This window comes from Streptacidiphilus sp. MAP12-20 (assembly GCF_041262525.1).
In the GTDB taxonomy this organism is placed as follows: domain Bacteria; phylum Actinomycetota; class Actinomycetes; order Streptomycetales; family Streptomycetaceae; genus Streptacidiphilus.
The window spans coordinates 42,460-66,016 of sequence record NZ_JBGCCK010000033.1 but is presented as its reverse complement, the minus strand read 5'-3'; the positions used below and the strand labels follow the sequence as shown (position 1 = coordinate 66,016).

At 70.7% G+C, this 23,557-nt stretch carries 24 protein-coding genes; 11 read left to right on the top strand and 13 right to left on the bottom strand.

Annotation, left to right across the window (positions count from 1 at the left end):
* Nucleotides 1-149 precede the first annotated feature (149 nt).
* Entirely contained in the window at nucleotides 150-2,021 is a 1,872-nt protein-coding gene (locus ABIA32_RS31195) for a hypothetical protein (RefSeq protein ID WP_370102807.1), read from the bottom strand.
* 537 nt (nucleotides 2,022-2,558) lie between these two features.
* Here ABIA32_RS31195 and ABIA32_RS31190 point away from each other — a divergent pair.
* Both ABIA32_RS31190 and ABIA32_RS31185 read left to right on the top strand, forming a co-directional pair.
* On the top strand, nucleotides 2,559-3,197 hold the full coding sequence (locus tag ABIA32_RS31190) for a DinB family protein (protein ID WP_370102805.1): 639 nt from the start codon (nucleotides 2,559-2,561) through the stop codon (nucleotides 3,195-3,197).
* A 6-nt stretch (nucleotides 3,198-3,203) separates the two neighbouring features.
* The gene (locus ABIA32_RS31185; RefSeq protein ID WP_370102803.1) at nucleotides 3,204-4,175 is read left to right on the top strand and encodes a phytoene/squalene synthase family protein; all 972 of its coding nucleotides are present in this window, start codon (nucleotides 3,204-3,206) and stop codon (nucleotides 4,173-4,175) included.
* Here ABIA32_RS31185 and ABIA32_RS31180 read toward each other — a convergent pair.
* Nucleotides 4,162-4,908 (bottom strand): peptidylprolyl isomerase, encoded by a 747-nt coding sequence (locus ABIA32_RS31180; RefSeq protein WP_370102801.1) that lies wholly within the window; start codon nucleotides 4,906-4,908, stop codon nucleotides 4,162-4,164. The two genes, ABIA32_RS31185 and ABIA32_RS31180, sit on opposite strands and share 14 nt — an antisense overlap.
* Nucleotides 4,909-5,051: 143 nt before the next feature.
* Here ABIA32_RS31180 and ABIA32_RS31175 point away from each other — a divergent pair, with 143 nt between their 5' ends.
* Together ABIA32_RS31175 and ABIA32_RS31170 are read left to right on the top strand one after the other, a co-directional pair.
* A complete protein-coding gene (locus tag ABIA32_RS31175) occupies nucleotides 5,052-5,357 on the top strand; it encodes a hypothetical protein (RefSeq protein WP_370102799.1) in 306 nt (101 codons plus the stop codon).
* Nucleotides 5,358-5,510: 153 nt separating this feature from the next.
* Nucleotides 5,511-9,431: a SpoIIE family protein phosphatase gene (locus ABIA32_RS31170; RefSeq protein WP_370102797.1), complete on the top strand. Its 3,921-nt coding sequence runs from the start codon at nucleotides 5,511-5,513 to the stop codon at nucleotides 9,429-9,431.
* A gap of 24 nt (nucleotides 9,432-9,455) precedes the next feature.
* Here ABIA32_RS31170 and ABIA32_RS31165 read toward each other — a convergent pair whose 3' ends face one another.
* Together ABIA32_RS31165 and ABIA32_RS31160 are read right to left on the bottom strand one after the other, a co-directional pair.
* The gene (locus ABIA32_RS31165; RefSeq protein WP_370102795.1) at nucleotides 9,456-9,824 is read right to left on the bottom strand and encodes a YbjQ family protein; all 369 of its coding nucleotides are present in this window, start codon (nucleotides 9,822-9,824) and stop codon (nucleotides 9,456-9,458) included.
* 290 nt (nucleotides 9,825-10,114) lie between these two features.
* Nucleotides 10,115-10,411 carry a hypothetical protein gene (locus ABIA32_RS31160; protein WP_370102794.1) on the bottom strand — a complete coding sequence of 99 codons (297 nt, stop codon included), beginning with the start codon at nucleotides 10,409-10,411 and terminating at the stop codon, nucleotides 10,115-10,117.
* Nucleotides 10,412-11,287: 876 nt separating this feature from the next.
* On the opposite strand from ABIA32_RS31160, the gene ABIA32_RS31155 reads away from it, so the two are divergent.
* Complete coding sequence (locus ABIA32_RS31155; RefSeq protein ID WP_370102792.1) at nucleotides 11,288-11,824, top strand: NUDIX hydrolase family protein; 537 nt, start codon at nucleotides 11,288-11,290, stop codon at nucleotides 11,822-11,824.
* Between the two features lie 192 nt (nucleotides 11,825-12,016).
* The gene (locus ABIA32_RS31150; protein ID WP_370102791.1) at nucleotides 12,017-12,553 is read left to right on the top strand and encodes a dihydrofolate reductase family protein; all 537 of its coding nucleotides are present in this window, start codon (nucleotides 12,017-12,019) and stop codon (nucleotides 12,551-12,553) included.
* Between the two features lie 103 nt (nucleotides 12,554-12,656).
* Here ABIA32_RS31150 and ABIA32_RS31145 read toward each other — a convergent pair whose 3' ends face one another.
* The 7 genes from ABIA32_RS31145 to ABIA32_RS31115 all read right to left on the bottom strand — a co-directional run bounded on the left by ABIA32_RS31145 (nucleotide 12,657) and on the right by ABIA32_RS31115 (nucleotide 16,924).
* The gene (locus tag ABIA32_RS31145) at nucleotides 12,657-14,219 is read right to left on the bottom strand and encodes a carbohydrate binding domain-containing protein (RefSeq protein ID WP_370102789.1); all 1,563 of its coding nucleotides are present in this window, start codon (nucleotides 14,217-14,219) and stop codon (nucleotides 12,657-12,659) included.
* A 248-nt stretch (nucleotides 14,220-14,467) separates the two neighbouring features.
* Entirely contained in the window at nucleotides 14,468-14,749 is a 282-nt protein-coding gene (locus ABIA32_RS31140) for a LysR family transcriptional regulator (protein WP_370102787.1), read from the bottom strand.
* Nucleotides 14,750-14,865: 116 nt separating this feature from the next.
* Nucleotides 14,866-15,090, bottom strand: coding sequence for a lytic polysaccharide monooxygenase (locus tag ABIA32_RS31135; RefSeq protein ID WP_370102785.1), 225 nt, complete (start codon nucleotides 15,088-15,090; stop codon nucleotides 14,866-14,868).
* A complete protein-coding gene (locus ABIA32_RS31130; protein ID WP_370102783.1) occupies nucleotides 15,062-15,433 on the bottom strand; it encodes a lytic polysaccharide monooxygenase in 372 nt (123 codons plus the stop codon). Before ABIA32_RS31130 ends, ABIA32_RS31135 begins: the two co-directional genes overlap by 29 nt.
* Nucleotides 15,434-15,676: 243 nt before the next feature.
* Nucleotides 15,677-15,826 (bottom strand): hypothetical protein, encoded by a 150-nt coding sequence (locus tag ABIA32_RS31125; protein ID WP_370102781.1) that lies wholly within the window; start codon nucleotides 15,824-15,826, stop codon nucleotides 15,677-15,679.
* The gene (locus ABIA32_RS31120; RefSeq protein WP_370102779.1) at nucleotides 15,823-16,548 is read right to left on the bottom strand and encodes an alpha/beta fold hydrolase; all 726 of its coding nucleotides are present in this window, start codon (nucleotides 16,546-16,548) and stop codon (nucleotides 15,823-15,825) included. Before ABIA32_RS31120 ends, ABIA32_RS31125 begins: the two co-directional genes overlap by 4 nt.
* 232 nt (nucleotides 16,549-16,780) lie before the next feature.
* Nucleotides 16,781-16,924, bottom strand: a complete 144-nt coding sequence (locus tag ABIA32_RS31115; RefSeq protein WP_370102777.1) for a hypothetical protein — start codon at nucleotides 16,922-16,924, stop codon at nucleotides 16,781-16,783.
* 201 nt (nucleotides 16,925-17,125) lie between these two features.
* Between ABIA32_RS31115 and ABIA32_RS31110 the strand changes: the two genes are divergently transcribed.
* The 3 genes from ABIA32_RS31110 (at nucleotide 17,126) to ABIA32_RS31100 (ending at nucleotide 19,393) form a co-directional block, all read left to right on the top strand.
* On the top strand, nucleotides 17,126-18,373 hold the full coding sequence (locus ABIA32_RS31110; RefSeq protein ID WP_370102775.1) for a sensor histidine kinase: 1,248 nt from the start codon (nucleotides 17,126-17,128) through the stop codon (nucleotides 18,371-18,373).
* A complete protein-coding gene (locus tag ABIA32_RS31105) occupies nucleotides 18,361-19,011 on the top strand; it encodes a response regulator (protein WP_370102773.1) in 651 nt (216 codons plus the stop codon). The genes ABIA32_RS31110 and ABIA32_RS31105 overlap by 13 nt, the downstream gene beginning before the upstream one ends.
* A gap of 238 nt (nucleotides 19,012-19,249) precedes the next feature.
* Nucleotides 19,250-19,393 (top strand): hypothetical protein, encoded by a 144-nt coding sequence (locus ABIA32_RS31100; protein ID WP_370102771.1) that lies wholly within the window; start codon nucleotides 19,250-19,252, stop codon nucleotides 19,391-19,393.
* Nucleotides 19,394-19,435: 42 nt separating this feature from the next.
* Here ABIA32_RS31100 and ABIA32_RS31095 read toward each other — a convergent pair whose 3' ends face one another.
* Nucleotides 19,436-20,104 (bottom strand): response regulator, encoded by a 669-nt coding sequence (locus ABIA32_RS31095; protein WP_370102770.1) that lies wholly within the window; start codon nucleotides 20,102-20,104, stop codon nucleotides 19,436-19,438.
* Between the two features lie 180 nt (nucleotides 20,105-20,284).
* On the opposite strand from ABIA32_RS31095, the gene ABIA32_RS31090 reads away from it, so the two are divergent.
* Together ABIA32_RS31090 and ABIA32_RS31085 are read left to right on the top strand one after the other, a co-directional pair.
* Nucleotides 20,285-21,517, top strand: a complete 1,233-nt coding sequence (locus ABIA32_RS31090) for a sensor histidine kinase (protein ID WP_370102768.1) — start codon at nucleotides 20,285-20,287, stop codon at nucleotides 21,515-21,517.
* Between the two features lie 23 nt (nucleotides 21,518-21,540).
* Nucleotides 21,541-22,095: a cation transporting ATPase C-terminal domain-containing protein gene (locus tag ABIA32_RS31085; RefSeq protein WP_370102766.1), complete on the top strand. Its 555-nt coding sequence runs from the start codon at nucleotides 21,541-21,543 to the stop codon at nucleotides 22,093-22,095.
* 54 nt (nucleotides 22,096-22,149) lie between these two features.
* On the opposite strand, the gene ABIA32_RS31080 is transcribed toward ABIA32_RS31085, so the two are convergent.
* Nucleotides 22,150-23,424 (bottom strand): alpha-L-fucosidase, encoded by a 1,275-nt coding sequence (locus ABIA32_RS31080; protein WP_370102765.1) that lies wholly within the window; start codon nucleotides 23,422-23,424, stop codon nucleotides 22,150-22,152.
* Nucleotides 23,425-23,557 lie beyond the last annotated feature (133 nt).

The window sequence follows — 23,557 nt, the reverse complement described above, 5'->3', positions numbered from 1 at the left end:
TGGGGGGGGGGGGGGGGGGGGGCGGGCGGGGGCGGGGGGGGGGGGGGGGGCCCCCGGGGGGGGGGGGGGGGGGGGGGGGGGGGGGGGGGGCGGCCCCCCCCCCCCCCCCACCACCCCCTCAGTCGTTCAGGCGGTGCTCCTGATCAGGATCAGGAGGTGGTGATGTCGTCGTAGTAGGTGTAGGTCGGGTCGCCAGTATAGTTGTCGTCCTTGTTGGTCAGGGTCAGCGTGTAGCTGTGACCGGCGGTGATGCTCGCGGTCTTGAGCACCCAGCCGGAGCTGGACACGCAGGTCTTGGCCAGGACGGTGGTGGTGGTGCCGGTGGTGTTGTCCTTCAGCGTGGCGGTGGCCCAGTCATAGGTGACGGTGTCCGGGCAGGTCACGTTGTAGTAGAAGGACAGCTTCGTCGAACCGGACGGCGCGGTGAAGGTCTGCGCCGCGGTCGAGGTGTTGGACGGGCTGGTCAGGCCGAGCATCGCGCCGTAGCTGCCGCTGTGCTTCGCGCCGGCCGTGACCGCGGCGTTGCCGGTGGTCGTCCAGCCGGAGAAGCTGCCGGTCTCGAAGCCGCCGTTGGTGACGCCGCCGCCACCGCCGCCGGTCGGGTTGACCGTCCAGCTGAAGCTCGCGGTGCCGGACGCCGTGCCGGAGTTGGCGGTGACGACGACCGAGGACGTTCCCGCCGTCGTCGGGGTGCCGCTGATCAGGCCGCTGGAGGAGATGCTCAGGCCCGCCGGGAGACCGGTGGCGCTGTAGGTCAGCGACTTGCCGGCCGAGTCGGAGCCGGAGATCTGCAGCGAGACCGCGGTGTTGACCGTGGTGCTCTGGTTGCCCGGGCTGGTCACCGAGACCGTCTCACCGTGGTTGACGATGGGGTGCGAGATGGCGCAGGAGTTGGTGTCGTTGGACCAGCTGGCCTGCTCGGCGAAGGTGCCGGTGCCCATGGTGATGTTGGCCGCGCCGCCGGCGGTGCCGGCCGCGAGCCAGGCGCACTCGTCGGAGTTCTCCTGGCCGTTGTAGGAGCTGCCGGAGACGTGGTTGGTCCAGCCGCCCGCCGGGAACTGGTCGGACATCGTCTCGTGCCACTCGTGGCCGAGCGTCATCGTGTAGCCGTCGAGGGTTCCGGGCGAGTTGATGAAGCCGACGCCGCAGCCCGCACCGGAGTCCGTGTTGTAGGGCTGGTTGGAGAAGGCCATGTCGCCGTAGGGCGAGCTGACGGCGCCGCCGGTGAGGGTGGTGTCACCGGTGTAGTCGTGCCAGGCGCAGTACGCGCCCTGGTAGCTGTCGGGGTTGGTGCCGGTCGGCGACATGATCACGTAGTAGGTGTCGCGGTTCGACGCGGCGGTGGTGTTGCCGAAGTGTCCGGCCGCGTTGACGGCTTCCTGGCCGAGCTGGTTGCCCGACGCGGTGGCCGGTGAGGCGCCGGAGTTGTCGTACCAGACGCCGGAGAGGACGCCGCCGCTCTGGTAGGGGATGAAGCTGGCGCCGGAGGGGCAGCTGGTGGCGCCGGTGGCGACACCCGCGCCGTCGCACCACTGGGTCAGTTCGGCCGACCACAGTTCGCTGCCGGTGCCGATGCCCTTGAACATCTCCTGCGCGACGGGAGCCGCGCCGCTCGGGTCGCCCGAGAAGGTGAGGTCGCCACTGCCGTTGGTGCTCTGCGAGCCCCACTGGTTCCCGTAGAAGACCAGGTAGACCCGGGACTTGCTGTGCAGGACGCCGACCCCGTTGGTGCCGCCGCCGTACGAGAGCGTCTGCGGTCCGGTCGCCACCTGCGGAGAGACGTGACCCGCGTCCCACTGCTTCATCTTGGCTTGGGTCGAACGCGTGGGTATCACGCCGTGCCGGTACGCGTGTCCGTTGGCCGGGCTGTAGGGGTTGGCCACGGACGAGCTGGCGGCTCCGGCCGGGGAGGCCGCGGCCGGGGTGGAGGCGGCGGTGAGCGCCGCTCCGGTGAGGAGCGACAGCGTCGCCAGGCCGGTCATGGCCAGGCGGCGGAGGCCGCGACGATGGGGGTTGCCCATGTGAGGTGGGTCCTCTCTGCACTCTGCTGGCCGCCCTGCCGGGGACGGCGGGCGGTGGATCCCTGCACGCAGAACGCCCGTCCGGATGCAGACGGGGGGAAGAAAGGTGGCGCCGACCGTGAGAACTGACGGGGGGTCGTATGTTGCAGACGCGTGGGTGCACCACTGGCCGTGGTGTAGCAAAGCAGAATTGTCATTGCGTGGTCAACAGCGTCTGCGTAGGAAGGGGTGGGGGATGGATTGTTACGTCCCGGTGAAATGTGATTGATCATCAAGAGTGGCCAGCTCAACGCGCGTTGACCGACTACTGGTGCGGTTCCGGAGTCGATGGGGAACGCGAGCGGAGGTGTTTCGACCGCTGAGGGGGAGCGGCTCGGTGGATCCCTCGCCTGGCTGATCGTGCTCTGCGCGGCTGTGACCTTATCGATCACCATCGGTGCGGTGCCGGCGGAGTCCCCGCCGCTCGGAAAATGCCTGGGCGGCCGCGACAGGCCGTGACAACCTGACGCCATCACTCAAGAACGGAGCGGAACTTCGATGGCGACCCCGGTCCGGCTCACCCCGCTGCTCGACCAGTACGACTTCGCCCGCAAGCGTCTCACCGACCGGATGGGCGGGCCCTTCGTCAACAGCGGCAACGGCCTGGACATCGAGGTCCCGCCGATGACGGACGCCGAGTACCTGTGGGAGCCGGTGCCCGGCTGCTGGTCCGTCCGCCCGCGCGCCACGGCGGCCCCGGGGCGCGGGGCGACACTGCTCGTCGGGGCGGGGCGGTGGGGCCGCGACACGGCACCGGTGCATCCGACCCCGCCGCCGTTCACCACCATCGCCTGGCGGCTCAGCCACCTCGCCGAGATGCTGGCTCTCCGCGCCGACCACACCAACGGCAGCCACCGCCTCACCCGCGATGACTTCCACGCCGCCGGTGACGCGGCCGACGCGGCGGTCATGTTCGACACGGCGGCGGAGGCGTGGCGCGACGCGCTGCTGAGCGTCGCGGACGATGCGACGCTCGACAAGATCGGCCACAGCACCTACCCGAACGGCAGCGACCCTGAGGACCCGTTCATCGAGACGGTGTGGTGGGTCAACCAGGAACTGCTCCACCACGGCGCCGAGATCGCCCTCCTCCGCGACCTGTGGCGCGACCTGGACGGGTCGTCTCTGCCAAGCTGAGCCCCCGTGACCCTCTGGAAGCCCTGGAAACCCTCGAAACCCTGGAACAGCTGGGACCGCGCGCTCGACGCCGCCCGCGTCACCGACCCCGCGCTGCGCGCGGACTACACCGCGCAGCGCCGAGCGGTGGCGCGCTTCAAGCGCGAGGCGTATCTCGCGGTCCGGCTGCTCGTGCCGCCGGAGCTGGTGCCTCACGTCCTGGTCGCGACGGCGTTCATGCACCACACCGACAACCTGCTCGACTCGGGGCCGCTCGCCGGGCGGCGCGAGGCCTACCGGGTCTGGGAGCACGCCGTCCGCGCGGCGCTCGCCGGGTCGGCGCGCGCCGACTCCCCGCTGGTCCGGGCGCTCGCCCACAGCGCGGACGCCCACCCGGCGCTGCGCGAGCATGCCGAGGCCTTCCTGGACACGGCGCTCGCCGACCTCGACTTCGTGGGCTTCAGGACGGAGGCGGACTACCAGGCCTACCTGGACGCGTACTCGCTCCCCGCGCTGATGGTCGTCGCCTGCCTGCTCGCCCCGCCCACCGCCGAGGTCCGCGCCGCCTGCCGCGCCTATATCGACGGCAGCCAGCGCCTCGACTTCGTCACCGACCTGGCCGAGGACCTCGCGGCCGACCGGCTGACCGTCCCGCTCGACACCCTCAAGGAGTTCGGCGTCACCCGCGAGGACCTCGCCACGGCCCAGGACACCCCGGCGACCCGCGCCCTCCTGGCCCACCTCCTCACCCTGGCGCGCACGAGCCTCGACAGAGGCCGCACCCTCCTCGCCCTCACCCCACCCGCCAACCGCCCGATGGTCCGCACCCTCATCGCCCTCGACGACCTCACCGCCGCCGCGGCCACCGCCAAGGGCGCAGCCCTGCTGCGCGCCCCCTTCGGCCCGCCCCTCCCCGCCGCCCTCGCCCTGCTGCTGCGCGAGTACCGCGCCGCGCGGGCGGTGGGGAGACGCGGCCGACGCGGCGTCAGTTCCGGCTGACCGCCGCGTGGTGGATGTCGACGGGGAGGGTCGGGAAGCCGTCGCCGGGGCCGTTCTGGTCGTCCTCGCCGCCGGCGGCGATCTTGAGGAGGACGTCCATGCCGCCCGTGACCCGGGCGAAGGGCGTGTAGGCCGGGGAGAGCTTGGTGTCCTTCCAGACGAAGAAGAACTGGCTGCCATTGGTGTTCGGGCCGGCGTTGGCCATGGCCACCGTGCCGGCCGGGTAGGTGGCGCCGGTCAGGTTCTCGTCGTTGAAGGAGTAGCCGGGTGCGCCGCTGCCGGTGCCGGTCGGGTCGCCGCACTGGAGCACGTAGATCCGTTGGGTCGTCAGGCGGTGGCAGTGGGTGCGGTCGTAGAAGCCGTGCTGGGCCAGGAAGCGGAACGAGAAGGTGGTGCACGGGGCCTGGGCGGTCAGCGCCCGGAAGGTGATCTGGCCCTGGCTGGTGTGCAGCTTCACCGTGAAGGGCTCGGCCGCCTTCTTCGCGTCGAAGACCGGGATGCCCTTGAACCGGTCCGCCGGGACGGACGCGGTGAAGCCGCAAGGGGAGTCCGCGGTGGCGGCCGTCGCGTGGCGCGCTGCGCTGTGGGGCGCCGGGGCCAGGCTTTCCCTGCCCGCGCCTCCGGCGCTGTCCGCGGAGGCGACGGTGGTGAGGCCGAGCACCAGGGCGGCAGCGGCGGTGAGGAGCCAGTGTGCGCGGCTGAACTCCGAGCGGCCGGGCTTCGAGCGGAGCATGCGAGGAACCTCCGGGGCGGATGGAGTGCGCTTGTCATGACCCCACAGCTCTTCCCCGCCCGCTCCTCCGCTACTCGCGCCGAGCCGCTCGCGCGTACCGTGGAGGTGTTCGCCGGACTCGTGACCCGGAAAGGCGGTGCACGATGAGTCTGCTCCAGCGACACAAGAGGCCCCCCGTGCGGCCCCGCGTCGACGACGTGGTCGACTCCGAGGGCGGCAGCTTCCACCACGCGACGCAGCAACCGCTCGTCGACGTCGCACCCTTCGCTGCCGACAACCGGTACCGGCTGGTCAGGCTGGGCGGCGGCAGCACCGAGCCGCTGGCGCGGGAGGAGTTCGTCCCCCGCGTCCACCAGCTGTTCCCTGAGCTCGACCTGGACGACGCCGAGCTCGTCCACTGGGCCGACCGGCCCTGGGAGTGGCCGCGCTGGCATCCGGGCGAGGCGTAGCCGGTCGTCGTCACCGCCGTACCGCCGGATCGGTGGCCACTCCGCGAGCGCTGTGCGCGAGACGTGGGAAGATCGATGGGAAGGAGCGATCTCCCACCTGGTGGTTCCCCCATTGGCGGTATTGGCGCGCGTCTCCTGGGCGGTTACCTGGCCATGCGATCCCACGAACAGGGCGGCAGCGGCGGGCCCGGCGACGGCCCGGGGGCCGGGCGCGGCGCGGCGCGGCCGGGAAACGTGCCGCGGCCCGGAGAGGCGGCGCGCCCAGGCGGCCTGCTGACGATCCCGATCGCGACCGCGCTGATCAACGACGACGGGACGATCCTGCACTGGAGCTCCGACGCCGAGGTGCTGCTCGGCTACACCCCCGGCGAGGCTGTCGGCAGGCTCGCCGCCGACCTGCTCACCACCCCCGAGTACCGGCCCGGAGTCATCCACCTGTTCGAGGCGATCCTGGCGGGCAAGGACTGGTCGGGGGTCTTCCCGGTCCGCCACCGCGACGGCCATCTGGTCAACCTGGAGTTCCGGACCCACCCGCTGACCGGGCCGACCGGCCATCCGCTGGTCCTGGCCGTGGCCTCGGACGTCCGCTCGCTGCGGCGGCTCGAGTCGGACCTGGCGGTCCTGGACAGCTTCTTCACCCAGGCCCCGGTCGGCATGGCCGTCTACGACACCGACCTGCGCTTCGTCCGGCTCAACGACGCCCTCGCCGCCGCGAACGGCTTGCCGGTCGAGGAGCACCTGGGACACAAGGTGTCCGACCTACTGCCGGGCCTGAACGCCGCGGAGATCGAAACCGTCATGCGCGGCGTCCTGGAGACCGGCAAACCGGTCGTCGACGCCCGCTCCCACGGGATCACCCCGGGCGACCCCGGCCGCGAGCGCGCCTGGTCGGCCTCCTACTTCCGGCTCCAGGAGCCGACCGGCCGCGTCCTCGGCGTCAGCTCGACCATCGTGGACGTGACCGCGCGCTTCCAGGCGGAGAGGCGCGCCGCGCGCACGCGCGAGCGGCTGCGGGTGCTCTTCGACGCGAACGCGCGGATCGGCACCACGCTGGATCTGGAGCGGACCGCGCACGAGCTGGTCGACGCGATGGTGCCGCGGGTGGCGGACCTGGCCGCGGTGTTCGTGCGGGAGCGCCTGGTCACCGGGGACGAGACCGCTGCGGTGCCGGAACCGGACACCCCACTGACCGGGGCCGGCGGCGGTGGGACCCGTGCCGGCGCCCGTGAGGGTGCAGCCGCGGATGCAGGTCCGGGTGCCCGAGCCCGGGTCGGCGAGGAGCGGCTGCGCCGGCTCGCCGTCGCGTCGTCGGCTCCGGCCGAGGCCTATCGACTGGCCTCCGGCACGGCCTTCGGTACCGCGCTCGGCACCGCCCTCGGCGTCCCGCCCGAATCCGCCTACGCCAGCGCCATGGCGACCGGACGCACCGTCACCCTGCCCGCCGACCACCGCGACGCCCTGCTCGCGACGCTCCTGGACGCGTCGGCCCCCACCGGACCGGACGAGCGCGCCGCGCCCGGCCCGGTGCGGATCACCCCGCTGGTCGCCCGGGGCACCGTGCTCGGCATGGTCGTCTACCTCCGCCGGAGCGACCGCGAGGCCTTCGAGTACGAGGACGCCACCCTCGGCGACGAACTCGCCGCTCGCGCCGCAGTCGCCATCGACAACGCCCGCCTCTATCTGCGCGAGCACCAGACCCTGCTGGCCCGTCAGCAGGCCCTGCAGCAGGCCAACGCCACTCGTGAGCGGCTCGCGCTGGTGAACGAGGCCTCCGCGCGCATCGGGACCACACTCGACCTGCAGCGCACCGCGCTCGAACTCGCCGAGGTCGCCACCCAGGGGCTCGCCGACGCCGTCGTGGTGGAAGTGCTGGAGGAGCTGGTCCACGGCAACGCGCCCGAGGGCACCGACCCCGCCGCCGCGCCCCGCGGACCCGCCGACCGCTCCGCGCTGCTGCGCCGACTCGCCTTCCACACCGTCGAGGGGGCAGGGATGACGCCGGTCGCCCCCGTCGGCAACGTGCACCGCTTCCACCCCGCCACCCCCTACGCCTGGTGCCTGGCCCACCGCCGTCCTGTCTTCGTCCCGCACCTCGACGAGCGCTCACTGCGCTGGTTCGACGCGGACCCCGAGCGGGCACGCTCCGTCCGCGCGGAGGGGGTGCGCGGGTTCATGATCGTGCCGCTGATCGCACGCGGCGCGGCGCTCGGCGTCGCCTGCTTCTACCGGACGGTCACCGAACGCCCCTACGACCAGGAGGATCTGGCCCTGGCCGGGGAGCTCGCCGCCCGCGCGGCCGTCTCGATCGACAACGCCCGCCTCTTCACCCGCGAGCGCGCCGCGCTGACCGCGCGCGAACAGGCCCTGGTCGAAGCGCGGGCCGCGCAGTCCCGGCTGGCGCTGCTCAACGACGCGAGCACCCGCATCGGCACCACGCTCGACCTCCAGCGCACCGCCGAGGAGCTGGTCGAACTCGTGGTCCCGCGCTTCGCCGACTTCGTGACCGTCGATCTGCTGGACGCGGTGGTCCAGGACGGCGTCGGCGAATACGACGAGCCGGTGATGCCTGCGGACGGCAGGGTGCTGATGCGGGCCGTCGCGGTCGGCGAGGCCGACGGCGAGAGCATGGTCCGTGCGGCGGACCAGGTCGGCGTGGTCTCCTCATCGGCGGCCATCTACGCCGAGAGCCTGCGCACCGGCCGCTCCATCCTCTTCGCGGAGGTCGACGAGGAGATCATGCACCGGATCACCTCCCACCCCGACCGGGTCGAGCCGGCCCTGCGGGCGGGCGTCCACTCGTACCTGATGGTCCCGCTGCTGGCGCGCGGCGCGGTGCTGGGTGGCGCCGAGTTCATCCGGATGCGCAACCCCACCCCGTTCGGCCCCGCCGACGTCGCCCTCGCCGAGGAGCTCAGCGCCCGCGCGGCGGTCTGCATCGACAACGCCCGGCTCTACCGGCGCGAGCGCAACAACGCGCTGATGCTCCAGCACAGCCTGCTGCCGCAGGAGGTGCGCACCACGCCCGGCCTGGACATCGCCTACCGCTACCTGCCCGCGAGCGTCATCAGTGAGGTCGGCGGCGACTGGTTCGACGTGATCCCGCTCTCCTGCGGGCGGGTCGCGCTGGTGGTCGGCGACGTGATGGGCCACGGCATGCGCGCCGCCGCCAGCATGGGCCAACTGCGCACCGCCGCCCGGACCCTGATCAGCATGGATCTCTCCCCGGACCGAGTGCTGCGCAGGCTGGACGAGACCGCGTCGGCGATGGGCGACGGCCAGTTCGCCACCTGCGTCTGCGCGGTCTTCGACCCGGTCGACGGCAGCACCACCCTCGCCTGCGCGGGCCACCTCCCGCCGGTCCTGGTCGACCCGGACGGTCTGCCACGCCTGCTCGACCTGCCCACCGGCGCGCCGCTCGGCGTCGGCGGCGTCCCGTTCCAGAGCGTCGACCTCACCCTGCCCGGCGACGCCCTCCTCTGCCTCTACACCGACGGGCTCGTCGAGCGCCGCGGCCGCGACCTGGACGTGGGCCTGGAACTCCTCCGCCGCACGGTCGCGGAGCGCCGCGATTCACTGGAGGAGCGCTGCGACCTCGTCCTTGAGACCCTCGCCGCCGCGAGCAGCGAGGACGACATCGCCGTGATCATGGCGCGGGTACTGCGCCGCCAGCCGGACTGGATCGCCGGTCTCCCGCTCTCCCGCGATCCGGAGGTGGTCGGCGTGGCCCGGCGTTTCGTGCGCGACACGCTCGACTCCTGGCACCTGCCCAGCCTGCGGGACGCGACCGAACTGCTGGTCAGCGAACTGGTCAGCAACGCCCTGCTGCACTCGGAGAAGCCGACCCGACTCCGGTTGATCCGCGACCGCGTCCTCAGCGTCGCCGTCGAGGACACCGACGGCCACGCCCCCCGCCTGCGCCACGCCAAGGCCGACGACGAGGGCGGCCGCGGCATGCACCTGGTCAACGAGCTCTCCCACCGCTGGGGCAGCCGCGCGACCCCGGACGGCAAGGTGGTCTGGTTCGAGCTGGAACTCCCCGCCGGCGCACCGAGCCCGGGACCCGGCGCGCCATGACGTCCGCGCGCGCCCGAAGGCGCGTCAGCCGTTCGGGCTGATGACGGCGGCGGTCCCGTACGCGCAGATCTCGGTGCCGTTGCCGTCGGCCTCGGTGACGTCGAATCGCATCATGAGGATGGCGTTGCCGCCTCGCGCGCGGGCCTGCTCGATGAGGCGGTCCATGGCCTGATTGCGGCTCTCGACCAGGGTCTTCGTCAGCCCGCGCAGCTCGCCGCCGGCGAGAGACTTGAGGCCCGCGCCGATCTGGCTGCCGATGTTGCGGGACCGGACGGTGAGGCCGAAGACCTCGCCGATGATGCGGTCGACCTTGTAGCCGGGGACGTCGTTGGTGGTGACCACCAGGACATCGGGGGTGTGCTGTCCGCCGCCGTACTCGTCGATGTTCGCCATGCGACGCATTCTTCCTTGAACCTCATTTCTGCGGCAGCAGGCGGGGCCGTAGCCGGTGTTGCCAAGCCCGTGCCGGGCCAGAACGCGCGATGGCGCTGGGTCCGATGGGCGCTGCACTGCTGGCCGCGCTGGGCGGACCTGCTCCCACCAGCCAGTGGTGCAGGGGCCCAGGGATGGTGTTGAACCCACTGTCAGTAATAGGCTGCAAGCATCCGCGTTCGCCCTCGCCGTCTTCGCCCTGGTGGTGCGGCAGCTGTGGCGGGACCTGCGCGACGGCGCTGCGACGACAGTCAGGGCGTAGCCAGCACCACCCAGAGCACCACCAGCCCATTGACGGCAACAACCTCCCATCGCCTCCGCCACAACGCCCAGGCGACCACCAGCGCGGGAACGCCATAGAACCCAACCACGCTCGGGACGTTGACGGAGGCCGGAGTGTTGGTCGGCACGCTGCATTCGATGCAGGCATGAGAGAACACCAGGGCCAGCCCCGTTGCGACGCCCGCAGCCTCCAACAGCAGGGCGCCGAGCGACGTACAAGTCCGGTACACGAGTCCGTGCCTGCTCCTGTACGGCGGTTTTGCCATGGGCCCATGTTGTCGGAGCAGAGTTGCCTCGGTCAGTGTTCGAGTCAGCCACGATCCGATCTCAACTCAGCTGCTCGACGTCGCAGGAGACGGTCTCGCCCCGGCGAGCTCGCCGGGCGAGACATAGTGTGGAGAGGGGGCTCTCGCCGATCCGAGGAGGTCTTGCTCATGGGCGTTCGAACGCACATCATCGCCGAGGTACCCCATGGCCGAATGGCCGAGGCGGAACTCTACTTCCGCCACTTGGCGCCAGGCGAGACGCCCGCTCTCACCCATCGTCTGGGAACGGCCGTCACATTTCTGGAGGTGGTCCTCTCGGAGGACCGCGCGAAGGCAGTTGAGGCGACCCTAGGCAAGATCAACACACATGGGATCACGTTCACGGTATCCACGACTGCGTAGTGCCGAGAGACCGCCGCTTCGCCCGCGCGGGGCCTTCGCCCTGCGGGGCATTCTGCGCGGGTCTACGGTCTCTGTGGGGTGTGTGCCGGCTCGGGGGCGAGCGCGGGGGCGACAGTCCATGCGACGAACCGTGATCGGCGGCCTAGAACTCCGTGGGCGCACCCACGTCCGGGGCGGGAGGGACATCCGGCCCTGCGAAGCCAGCCATCCGAAGTGACGGCCTGGACGCGCGTAGTTGCGAATGGCCCCGAGCACCAGCTGAGCCGGCTGCGGCGGCTGGCCGCCGGGCACTGACGCCGTCCGCCGTGTCTTCGCAATCCGTCCGGCGAGCGTCACCGCACGTCGGGCCGCGGGGCCCGTTGAGGAGACTGTGCGGCCGGGGGGATTACGGGAGTCCAGGAACAGCACAGCCCGCGAGCCCGGCGGTGGCGTGGTGCGTGCGAGCCGGGCTGCCTCGGAAAGTAGGATCGCCCAATGTCTGACGTGACCGAAACCATGCCCGGATGGCTCGCTCCCGACGAGTTGGAGCTGTCGCGCGCTCGGATGCCGATTCTCTATGTCGAAGCTGTCCCGGTGCGGGTCGACGACAGCGGAGAAGTCACCCACGTAGGACTCCTGCTGCGGATAGGGCCGGACGGGACGGTCAGTCGCACCCTCGTCTCCGGCCGGGTCCTGCTCCACGAGCGGGTTCGCGACGCCCTGCTGCGTCATCTGGAGAAGGACCTCGGCCCGGTGGCGCTGCCTCAGGTCCCGGCTTCCCTTCAGCCCTTCACCGTCGCCGAGTACTTCCCGACGCACGGGGTCACGCCCTACCACGACCCTCGCCAGCACGCCGTGTCCCTCGCCTACGTGGTGCCGGTCACCGGTGACTGCCGCCCCCGGCAGGACGCGCTGGACCTGGTCTGGTTCACTCCGCAGGAGGCCTCGTCGCCCCTGGTGCAGCAGGAGATGCCGGGCGGGCACGGTGTCCTTCTGAAGCAGGCCCTCGCCCACGTCGGCTGCCTGTCCTAGGCGGCCGACTTTCCGTCAGGCCGGGCCGCCGCCGGTTCGGCGACCGGAACAGTTTTGCGGGTTGGGAAGCGATCTCCCGCCCTGCACCGTGGGCAGCGCCTGCCATCGGATCTCGAGCGGAACATACCGATGAGTTTCGGAGGATCGAGCCGTCACAGTAGACGACATCCCGCTCGACCGAAGGAGATCCGCATGCGCAAGGTGGTCTTGACCGAACTATTGTCCCTCGACGGCGTAGCCGAGGACCCGAGCACGTTCTTCTTCGACTGGGATGAAGTGGTGGACGCCCACGGTGCCGCGATCATCGCCACGCAGGACGCGGTCATTCTCGGCCGCCACAGCTATGACCAGTGGTCTGAGTTCTGGCCGGGCAGCGAGATCGAGCCGTTCGCCACGTTCATCAACGAGGTCCCGAAGTACGTCGCGACTTCCACACCACTGGAACGGCACTGGCACAATGCGACGGCGATCGAAGGCGGGCTGGCCCAGTTCGTGCAGGACCTCAAGAAGTCGGACGGCGGTGACATCGGCGTCCACGCCAGCATCTCGGTCGCCCAGGCACTGCTCGCAGCGGACGCCATCGACGAAGTACGGCTCACCGTCGCACCGGCGATCGCCGGCGGTGGACGACGGCTCTTGGACGGACTGCCGCCGATTCGCCTCGAATTGCTCCGAAGTGTGACGTCGCCCAGTGGCTACCTGCTGGCCGACTACCGCATCTCCCGGTGACTCGGCTCGCCCGGAGCGTGCCGGGCCGCGGCGAGGCTGAGCCTGGGGTGGGGCCGTCCGATGACGAGCGGCGGCCCCACCCAGCCTGGGTGAGTCGAGGGTGTCAACCGGTGTACGCGGACATCGCCTGACCGAAGGCGCCGGAGCTCTGCAGGATCGAGGAGCAGGTGGCGTCCGTGTAAGTCACGGCACCGGCGGAGCACTGCTTGTCGCGGGTGGCGGACCAGAAGGAGAGCCAGGCCAGGTGCTTGGTCTTCGCGAAGTTCACCAGGGTCGTGGCGTTGGCGACGGTGAAGGTCTCACTTGTGTCGTCGTTGAGACCGATCATCGGGGTGACCGCGACCATGCCCCAGGCCTGGGAGTCCGAGAGCGTCGTCCACACGGACTTGATCTGGCTCTCGGTGGTGGTGGCCGCGTCGATGGCGTTCTGGCCCATGTCGCTGGAGAAGGAGGCGCCGTAGTCCATGGCCATGATGTTGACGGCCGCGAGGCTCGCACCGTTGCTCTTGGCGCTCGTCAGGACGGCCACGCCTTCGGTGGTGAGGCCGGTCGGCAGGACCGGGAGGGTGTAGGAGACCTTGAGGCCAGGGTTGTTCTTCTCCAGGATCGCGATGGCCTGGTTGCGGCGGCCGATGGAGGCCGTGTCGCTGATGGCAGCGCCCTCGACGTCGAAGTCGATGTACTTCAGGCCGTACTGGGTGATCACCTGCTGGTAGGCCGCTGCGAGTGCGCTCGCGCTGGTGCAGTTGAGGGCAAGTTCGGTGCCGCTGGCGCCGCCGAAGGAGACGCGGACGTCGCCGCCCTTGGCGCGCAGGTTGGCGATGTTCGTGGCGGTCGCCGAGTCGGTGATCGCGGTGACGCCGCCCCACATCGGGGTGCAGGAGCCGCCGTCGGTGATGAACGCGAGGTTGAAGTACTTGGTGCCCTCCGTGGTTGCCCCGGAGGCCAGGTCGAAGGTCGGCCATACGGACAGGTCGGTGTACGGCGAGAAGGCGCCGTAGGTGCCGGATCCGGACGAGCTGCTGCTGGTCGGGGTGGGCGAGGCGGAGGCCGAGGCGGAGGCTGTCGGGCTGGGAGTCGAGCTCGAACTCGGGCTCGAGCTCGGGCTGGCGCTGCCGGTCGAGCCGGATCCGCCGGTGAGGGACAGGTCGTCGGCGTGGTAGCTGCCCTCGGCGTACCAGCCGTGGACGTAGACCTGCACCGAGGTGGTCGACGCGCCGGTGGTGAAGGTGTCGGTCAACTGCGTCCAGCTCGGCGCGGACGCCGTCCAGCTACTGGTGTCGGTCGTGCCGGAGCCGGTCACTCCCAAGTAGACGTAGTTGCCCTCGACGTAGCCGGAGAGGTTGTAGGTCGTGTTGGGCTGCACGGCCACCGTCTGCGTGCATTGGGCGTCGTCGGACGCGGAGGCGGCACCCTGCAGCGAGTAACCACCGCTGTGGACAGGCGTGCTGACGACGGTCCCGAGGCTGTCGCAGCTCCAGCCGCTCAGGTTCCCGGTTTCGAAGCCTGGGTTGGAGAGCAGGTTTGTCGTCGCGGCCGAGGCGCCGCCGGCGGTGGCCATCAGCGAGACAGAGCCTGCCGCGAGCAAGGCCGCGGCGGCGGCGAGCGCGCTGCCGCGTCGGCTTCGCGTAGGCCGACAGTCCTGGACAGTGGCGCGTTCGAGCATGACGGAACTCCTCTGTGGGGAAGGAGAGTGCGGTGCCCGGCCGGGGTTGATCGCTAAATTGGCCTGGACCAATGCCTGCTGTCAACCCCATGGCCTGCGCCGTTGTCCACAGCGAGTCGACAGGATGCGCCTGCCGCGCGTCTGTTGTTCGTCCGCGGTGGTGCCCGGAGCTGCCACGACGCCCGGCGACGCGGCGTAGGCCAAGGCGCGAACAGGCGGCGAACGCGAGGCGAAGCCCAAGAGATCTTCTATTGCCCACGACCCGAGGCGACCACCGCGAGCACCTCGCTGCGGGCCGCCGCCATCCTCGCCACCACGGCCTCGGCGTGCGGCAGCAGGACAGCGCCGGCCTCGGTGAGCGAGGCGCCGCGGGGCCCGCGGTCCACCAGGCGTGTACCGAAGTGCCGCTCCAGGTTGGTCAGATGGTAGGTGACGGTCGGCTGCGAGTAGTGCAGGCGGCGCGCCGCGCGGGCGAGGGAGCCCTCGGCGGCGACGGCTCGCAGAATTTCAAGATGGCGCAGGGCAACCATGTGCCTCCCTCGTTCGGCTGTGGGTCCGGTGTCGCAGGTGTTCCCCACCGTAGAGCGGAGGACCGCTGCCGATGATCGGCCGAGAGGACAATTCCTCTCGGCCGATCGGCCGATCGTTACTTGGCGAACGTGACGTCGGAGACGGAGTGGAAGGTCTCTCCAGAACCACCCGCGCCGTTGGCGGCCCGCTCGCGCTGCCAGATGGTGAAGATGATGTGGTTGCCCTGCTTCTCGGGCAGCTTCACCGTGAACTCGTAGCTGCCCGAGACGACGCCGGCCATGTTGGTGGGCCGTTCGTCGGAGAGGCCAGGGTCACTGACGTAGGCGAAGGGGGACCGCATCGAGGTCGTCCCAGGCGAGCGGCTTCGAGAGGTCGACGCCGTCCTTGGTGACGTCGTACTCGAGGTGGCCGCCCGCGTGATGGGCGGTGTCGAAGCCGGAGTAGTCGCCGCCCAGGCGGTTCGCCGAGGCGAGCTTGCCGTCCGGGATCAGGGAGCGGTGCTGACCGGGCGTACCGGTAGCGGCGGGAACGGTGCTGTCGGGGACCAGGACGCACTGGGGTTGGCCGAAGGCGTTGGCGACCTGGGCCATGGCCGAGTCGCCTCCGCCGAGCTTCTCCACGCCTGCGACGAACGCCGCGCGGCAGGCCGGGTCGCTGATGCCGGAGCCGACCTCGCCCGTCATTTCGCCGTAGCCGCCCACTTAGATGCAGATGGCCTTCGGCCGGTCCTTGGGTGGTTCCGGCCAACGCCGGTGGTGCGGACGGCATGGTGATCTTCCCTGTCCAGTCAGCGTGTTGCTGCCTGCGGAGGAGACGAGCAGATCAACTCTGGATGATTGGTCTTTCGACGATGGCTTCCATACGGCCGAGGAACGAACCTCCTGCGGGCCGCTGGAGCCGCCGGCCCGCAACAAGATCCAAAGTGTTCAACCGAAGGTCCAGGCGCACGCCGGCTGCCCGGAGATCACGGTGGCCAGCAGCGGGACGGCCCCGTCCGCGCTGATCCCCAGACCGGCCTGGATCTGCTTGAGGTCCACCCGCCGGTCCTTCGGGTGCCCGTAGGCGACCTGGATCACAGCGACTCCAAGAATTCGCGGACGACGTCGATGAACCCGGCTGGGTCGGTTGCATGAACGGTGTGGCCGGTCGTGAGCTCAGCCAAGCGTGTTCCGGGGCGGCGTTGCGCCATCGCCTTGGCCTCTCCGGATCCGAGGATGTCGCTTTTGGTGCCCTGGATGAGCAGGGCCGGACAATCGGTGGCCAGCCAGTCGCTCCAGTAGTCGCCGACCTGTTGGCGCCCGGAGCGGACCATGTCCTCCGGGCTGAACGCCAGGCCCCACCCGTCAGGGAACTCACGCACGGCACCCATGAGGTAGCGAGCCGAGTCACCGAGCCCTTCGATCAGACCGGATCGAGTCGCCGCCCGACGCGGCCAGGCAAGCGAGAACGAGAGGTCATGATCCAGTTCGACCCCGATGTCCTCAATGATCAAGGCCTCAACGCGGTGCGGCTCGCGAGCGGCGAGCTGGTAGGCATTGACACCGCCCAGTGAATGGCCGAGCACGACGGCCCGGCCGACGCCGAGGTGATCCAGCAACCTCACTGCATCGTCGACGTAGCCTCCGCGGGAGTAGTCGGCCGTACGGTCCGAGAAACCGTGCCCTCGCTGATCCAGTGCGATCACCCGCCAGTCGGGCGTCAACTCCTCGGCCAGGCGGGTAAACGTGCGGCCCTCGTCGAAGTGGCCGTGCAGGGCGAGGAGGACACGCCCCGACCCGCCAAAGTCGAGGAACGACAAGCTCCTCCCGTCCACGTCCAGGCAGGCTCTCGACGGTTCGGCGGGGACCTCGCCCGATATCCGTAGTGTCATGGGGAACAGCATGCCTGTGGTCACTGACAGCGAAGGTCACGCTGGGAGCAGGAGCGACGCGAGGTCGAGGAGGCCATGGAACGCGTCTGCGACTCCGACCGACCCGGCCGGTCACGGAAGCCCGGGGGAAGCAGCGCCCACTCCATCGGGTTCGCGCCGGTCAGGCCAGGTTGATCTCCAGCAGGTCCGCGACCATGGGCAGAGCGCCCAGACGCTTGGTCACCACCTGGGTCACCACCGCGCGCACGCGCAGCGGGACACGTTCACGCCGGACAGCGACACGGCGGCCAGGAGGCGGAGTCATCGACACACCCGGACAACACCCCCACCCCGCCCACCGTCACGGCACGCAGAGTGCATTCAACCGATACCGCTACGTGCGGAGGATGGGCCTAGCGCCTCTCTTGTCCGACACCAGAATCAGCAAACGGTGGCACTGGTGCCACCATGGATCCGGGTGCCACGCTCATGGCAGACCCCCGTCGAGGTGTCCTAGTGTCGGATCATGATGATTCCACCCGTGCTGAGGCGCTCGGCGCTTCGGGCGCGGCGGGACATCGGCTTCCTGGCCGCCGGTGTCATGCCGCACCTGGCCCTGGTGCCCGTGTGGTCCTGGGGCGCGACGGCCGCCGCCGAGACGGGGAACTGGGCTTTGGTGCTCACCGCGTCGGTCGCCCTGATCCTGCTCGGTGTCCCGGTGCTGACGGCCGTTCAGCGGTACCGCCACCGGGCACTCCTCGGAGTGGACATCCCTCGGCCGACGCCCACGCCGGAGCGGTGGTCGTGGTCGGCAGTCGCCCGACGGCTTTCCTCGACGCGTATCTGGCGCCAGCTCGGATACCACCTTTTCCTGGGCCCGCTGGTGGCCGCGTTGGAGCTGTCGGTGCTCGCGATGGCGGCCGCGGGCCTGGTGGGCGCCATCACCTACGGCTGGGTGTGGGTGCTGCCGGTGGGGGTCCGCCAGGACTGGTTCGGTTACGCGACGCAAGCGCCGTGCTACACGGTGGCCGGCATCGCCCTGCTGTGTGCCGTGCCGTGGATGGCGGGGGCGGTGGCCCGGACGGAGTCGCGATTCGCGTTGGCGCTGCTCGGGTGGCCCAGCCGGGCCCAGCGGCTCCAGGAGCGGGTCGAGTACCTGGCCGGGAGCCGCACCGACCTGATTGAGGCAGTCGACGCCGAGCGCCGCCGGATCGAGCGTGACCTGCACGACGGCACCCAGCAGCGGCTGGTCTCCCTCGCGGTCAACCTGGGCCTGGCCATGGCCACGCGCCCCGACCTGCCGGGTGAGGCCCGCGAGGTGATCGCGGAGGCGCACCTAGAGGCGAAGGAGGCGATCGCCGAACTCAACGATCTGGTACGCGGGTTGCACCCAGCCGTCCTCGAAGACCGAGGGCTGGACGCGGCGTTGTCCGGGTTGGCCGCCCGGGTGCCATTGCCGGTGCGCCTGCGGGTCGATCTTGAGGAGCGGGTGGTGCCCGCTGTGGAGTCGGTTGCGTACTTCGTGATCTCCGAGGCGCTGGCCAACGTGACCAAGCACGCTCGCGCGACACGTGCCGAGGTGACCGTCAGGCGGGTCGGGAAGGTGTTGCGGGTGAATGTCATCGACGACGGACTGGGTGGTGCCGACGCCTCCGCCGGTACGGGGCTGAGCGGGCTGGCCAAGCGGGTCGGCTCCGTCGACGGGACCTTCCGCGTCAGCAGCCCCGTCGGGGGACCGACGACCATCGCGGCGGAGTTGCCGTGCGAGCGGTGATCGCCGAGGACTCGGTGCTGTTGCGGATCGGTCTGGTCAAGGTGCTGGAGATGGGTGGTTTCCAGGTCGCCGCGGAAGTCGGTGACGGGGAAGCGCTGCTGGCGGCAGTGGAGGAGCACCGGCCCGAACTCGCCCTGGTCGACGTCCGGATGCCGCCCGGCTTCACCGACGAAGGGGTGCGCGCCGCGATGGTGATCCGTCGGCGGTGGCCGCGGACGGCGGTGGTGCTGCTCTCGCAGTACGTGGAGGAGCAGTACGCGGCCGACCTGCTGGCGACCAACACCAGCGGCGTGGGCTACCTGCTCAAGCAACGCGTCGCCGATGTAGGGGAGTTCGTGGAGGCGGTGCAGCGGGTCGCGGACGGGGGCACGGCGCTGGATCCGCAGGTCGTCGCCCAGCTGCTGCTGCGACGGGACAGCGACCCGCTGGACCGGCTGACCCCTCGTGAACGGGACGTACTGGGCCTCATGGCCGAGGGGCGCTCCAACGCCGGCATCGCCGAGGCGCTGACGGTCAGCGAGAGCGCGGTGGCGAAGCACATCAACAACATCTTCGCCAAGCTCGACCTGCCGGTGATCGACACGGACCACCGCCGCGTCCTCGCCGTTCTGCGCTTCCTCGGAGCGTCCCAGGCCTGACCGGCCTCTGGCGTCGGCACGGGCGGACAGCCCGGCGCTTCTTTGGCATGCGCGATTCATGTCGGGGCTGTCCGGGGCGGCCGATTCGATGAACTCCACCCAATCGAACAGCGGTTGCCAACGATCAAGGAGAGAACCCCAAGTGAGCGAAGCGAAGGGCGGCGCGCTGCTGAGTGCCCGAGGGCTCATCAAGCAGGTCGGTCCATAAGAGAGGCCCTAACTGCCGTGAGCCCAGAAGGTGGCCGACGCCTACGCCCGCGCCAGCATCCCCGGGACACCGACTGTCGAGGCCAACAACACCCGTATCGACGTCATCGGCCCCGATGGCGAGGCGATCTCGGTCGCGGACTTCACCGCCGGGCTCGACGCCGCACTTCAGTAGGCCGCACTCGGCATGCCTGAGAAAGGAGGTTCGCTCGCGGGGTCAGTTCTGGCTCGTGGCCTGGCCGCTCTCCCAGACCCAGGCGGCGATTTCGACGCGGTTCCTTGCTTCGAGCTTGTCCTGGATGCTGCTGAGGTGGGTCTTGACGGTCGACAGCGACAGGTGCAGTTCCTTGCCGACCTCGGCGTTGCTCGCGCCGTGGGCCACCAGGCGTGCCACGTCCAGTTCCCGGTCGCTCAGGGCGCGACGGGGGGTGCGTGCCTTGTGGCGTCGGGCGGTCTGGGCCAGGAGCCTGACGGTCACGGAGGGGGAGATCAGGACGTCGCCGGCGGCTGCGGCGCGGACGGCTTCGATGAGCAGGGCGGGGCCGGAGTCCTTGAGGAGGAAGCCGCTGGCGCCGTGGTGGAGCGCGGCGTCGACGTAGTCGTCCTGGTCGAAGGTGGTCACCACGACGACCCGCGTACCGGCCTCCCCCGGGGGCGTGGCCGGTGGTTCTTCGTCGAGGTGGCGCAGGACTTCCAGGCCGTCCATCCGGGGCATCCGCACGTCCAGGAGCAGGACATCGGGACGCAGTCGGCGGACCTGTTCCAGGGCCGCGACTCCGTCGGCGACGTCGGCGAGGACCTCGATGTCGGGCTGTGCGTCCAGGATGGCCCGGAAGCCGCTGCGGACCATCTCCTGGTCGTCCGCGATGACCACGCTGATCGCCACGCCTGTCTCCTTGCTCTCGTCTCGTCCAGTCAAGCCTGTGCCGATCGGTGCGGTCGGGCGCGACACGCCTGACCACCGCGGCCACCTCGTCGCCGCCACGGTGTCGGCCTGCGACAGTGCTGGTCACAGGTGTGGTGCTGAGGTCCGGGCGACGACGAACCTCGGAGTTGGAGGGCGTGGATGAGACCGCCGAGCGGGCACAGCACCGGAGCCGCCGGTCCGGGTGGCCCGGAGGAGGGGTCGAGCGGGCCACGGCTGTGGGCGATCACGGACTGGCCGACCCGGACGGCCGCCGGTCACCTCGCCCTCGCCCTGGCCCTCGCCGCTGCGGTGACCTTCGAGACCATCCACTTCGCGAACCAGTCGAATCTCGCGAATCTGGTGATCCTCACGTCGGGTCTGTTCGCCAGCGCGTGCGCCGTGCCGGTGCGGCGGCCGTCGCTGCTGCGACGCGGGTGCGCCGCCGCGATCGTCTCGCTGGCTTGCACCGCCCTGATGCTGGGGCTGCACCCGGATATCCACCTCTGGGGCGTCGGGGAAGCCCTGGCGTTGCTGGTCCTGCTCACCGGCGTGCTCCGGCGAGCGCCCCGGACATGGGCGCTGGGTCTGGGCACGGCGCTCGCGGTCGCCGCGGTGGCCACCCCGGTCCGTGACGCACACCCGGGGCCGGTCACCGCGACCGTCAGCGCGCTGACCGTCGCGGTCGCGGCGCTGTCGCTGTATCTGCGGGCACAGGACACAGCCCGCCATCACGCCGTGGAGGACGCCCGGACGGCGGAGCGCCTGGAGCTCGCCCGCGAGCTGCACGACTTCGTCGCCCACCACGTCACCGGGATCCTGGTCCAGGCACAGACCGCCCGCGCCTTGCCGGGCGACCCCGCCGCCAACGAGGTGCGGCTGGAACGGATCGAGCAGGCAGCGGCGGAGGCGCTTGCCGCAATGCGCCGCGTCGTGGCGGTGCTGCGCGAACAGCCGACCGGCACCAGCCCGCTGGCGGGCCTCGCGGACATCGAGACGCTGGTGCAGGAGTTCCAGCGCACCGGGCCGCCGGTGACCGTGGACATCGACCCGGCTCTGCAGGCCCTGGTGGCGCCCGACCTGGCGGCGGGCGCCCACCGGGTCGTCCGCGAGGCCCTGACGAACATCCGCAAGCACGCCCCGGCGGCCACCGAGGTCAGCGTGCGGGTCCGCCGGACAGGGGAGGGTCTGCGGGTCGAAGTCCGCAATCAGGGGGGCATCAGCACGCCTGCGCACCCGCGCCTGCCCCGCAGCGGCGGCGGGTTCGGACTGTTGGGGCTGACCGAACGGACGGCCGCGCTGGGTGGCACCTTCGAAGCCGGTCCTGTCGCTCAGGCCGGCTGGCAGGTCACCGCGGTCTTCCCGGAGCAGACCGACGGTCCGCCCCGCGGCTGAGGCACGGGGACAAGCTGTGGCCGATGTGGGTACCCGGCAACTGCGGTGATCAGGGCGTGCGCGAGGCGGCGGAGCCGGCATGTGGCAGTCATGTCTCGCAGCTCGCGACGCCGTGGGACCGGATGGACCCCGAGTACCTGCGCAAGCCCCGCAACTGGGACGCCAAGGGCATCGGCCGGTTCATGGTGACGATCGGCCCGATCAGCTCGATCTTCGACATCACCACCTTCCTGGTGATGTGGAACGTCTTCGGCGCGAACAGCGACGCACACCAGGCGCTGTTCCAGTCCGGCTGGTTCATTGAGGGGCTGCTCTCGCAGACGCTGATCGTCCACATGATCCGCACCCGGAAGATCCCCTTCATCCAGTCCCGCGCCTCCTGGCCGGTGATGGTGATGACGATCCTCGCGGTCGCGACCGGCCTCTTCCTGCCCTTCTCGCCGCTGGCGGCCGGGCTCGGCTTCACCGCGCTCCCGATGAGCTACTTCCCGTGGCTCTTCGGCACCCTGCTGGCTTACTGCGGCCTGACCCAGCTGGTGAAGACGCTCTACATCAAGAAGTTCCAGACCTGGCTGTAGCTCCACCGCCCGGCCGCGCGCCCGCCCTTCGCCGGCGCGCGGTCACCCGGCGGGTCAGTCGCGTCCCGAGCCCCGGTAGAGGTCGAGTTCGCCGTCCAGTTCCAGGGCCAGCACCGTGGCGTGCGGGTCGAGGTCGGCCTCGGCGGGAGCCTCGATCCAGAGCATGCCGGGGACCCTGCCGAGCCCGGGGTCGCGGCGGTGGCCGAGCTCGGCACCGGTCCCGAGCACCCTGATCCGCTTCACCGGTGAGCGCAGGCCGCGCAGCGGGATCGACTCGCGCGGGGCGTCGAAGCAGAACAGGTACACGGTGCGGCGGTCGTCGGAGAGAGTGCTGGGGCCGTAGTGGTGTCCCAGCGGCAGCCCCGCGCCGGTGCCGTGAACGGCCGCATCATGCCTGGCGATCCAGTCGCCCAATCCGGTCAGGCGTTCTGCCTGCTCGTCGGCGATGGTGCCGTCTTCCTTGGGGCCCACGTCCAGCAGCAGGTTGCCGCCCATCGCGATGGTCTCCGCGAAGTAGCGCACCAGTTGCCGCACCGACTTGTGGTTGCTGTCGGCGTGCTGGTAGCCCCAGGAGTCGTTGACGGTCAGGCACAGCTCCCACGGACCGTCCGGGGCCTGGACCGGGAGACCCTGCTCGGGGGTGGCGTAGTCGCCGTAGCTCATCATCCGTGCGTTCAGGACGGTCCGCGGGTTCGCGGCCAGGATCTGCTCGGACAGTTCGCGCATGCGCCACTGCTCCTCGCTGCGTTCCCACTCCCCGTCGAACCACAGCAGGTCCGGACGGTAGTCGTCGACCAGTTCGCGGACCTGTCCGTCGCGATAGGCGAGGTAGCGCTCCCAGGCCGCCGGGTCCGGGACGCCGCCGGGCGGGGCGACGAGCGGATTGGTCGCCACGTCCTCGTTGGGCGCCTCCGGGTGGACGACGCTGGCGTAGTCGGGGTGGCTCCAGTCCGAGTGCGAGTAGTACAGGCCCACTTTGAGGCCGCGCTCGCGCAGCGCGTCCGCGTATCCGGCGAGCAGGTCGCGCGCGGCCGGCGTGCGGTCGACGACGGAGCGGCCGTTCTCCTGCCGGGTCGGCCACAGGGCCACCCCGTCGTGGTGACGGGCGGTCAGCACGGCATACCGGGCACCGGCCCTGGCGAACAGCTCCGCCCAGGTGCGCGGGTCGTAGCCGGAGGCGGTGAAGCCGTCGAGCTGCCTCAGGTACCGCGCGTGGGAGACCTGGCCGGTGTAGAAGGACCAGGACTCGGCAACGCCGTCGACGGCGTAGATCCCCCAGTGGACGAAGATGCCGAGCTTGGCATCGCGGAACCAGGGCTGCATGGGCATGGGTGATCGCATCCTTCGGGCGGGCGCGGAGAGGGCGAGGGGAGCGGCGATGAAGCACGCTCTACTGGTCGCTGCTCATCCAGGCTAGGGCCAGTGACCCTGGCCGCGCGTTGGTCGGAATCACCACTACTGG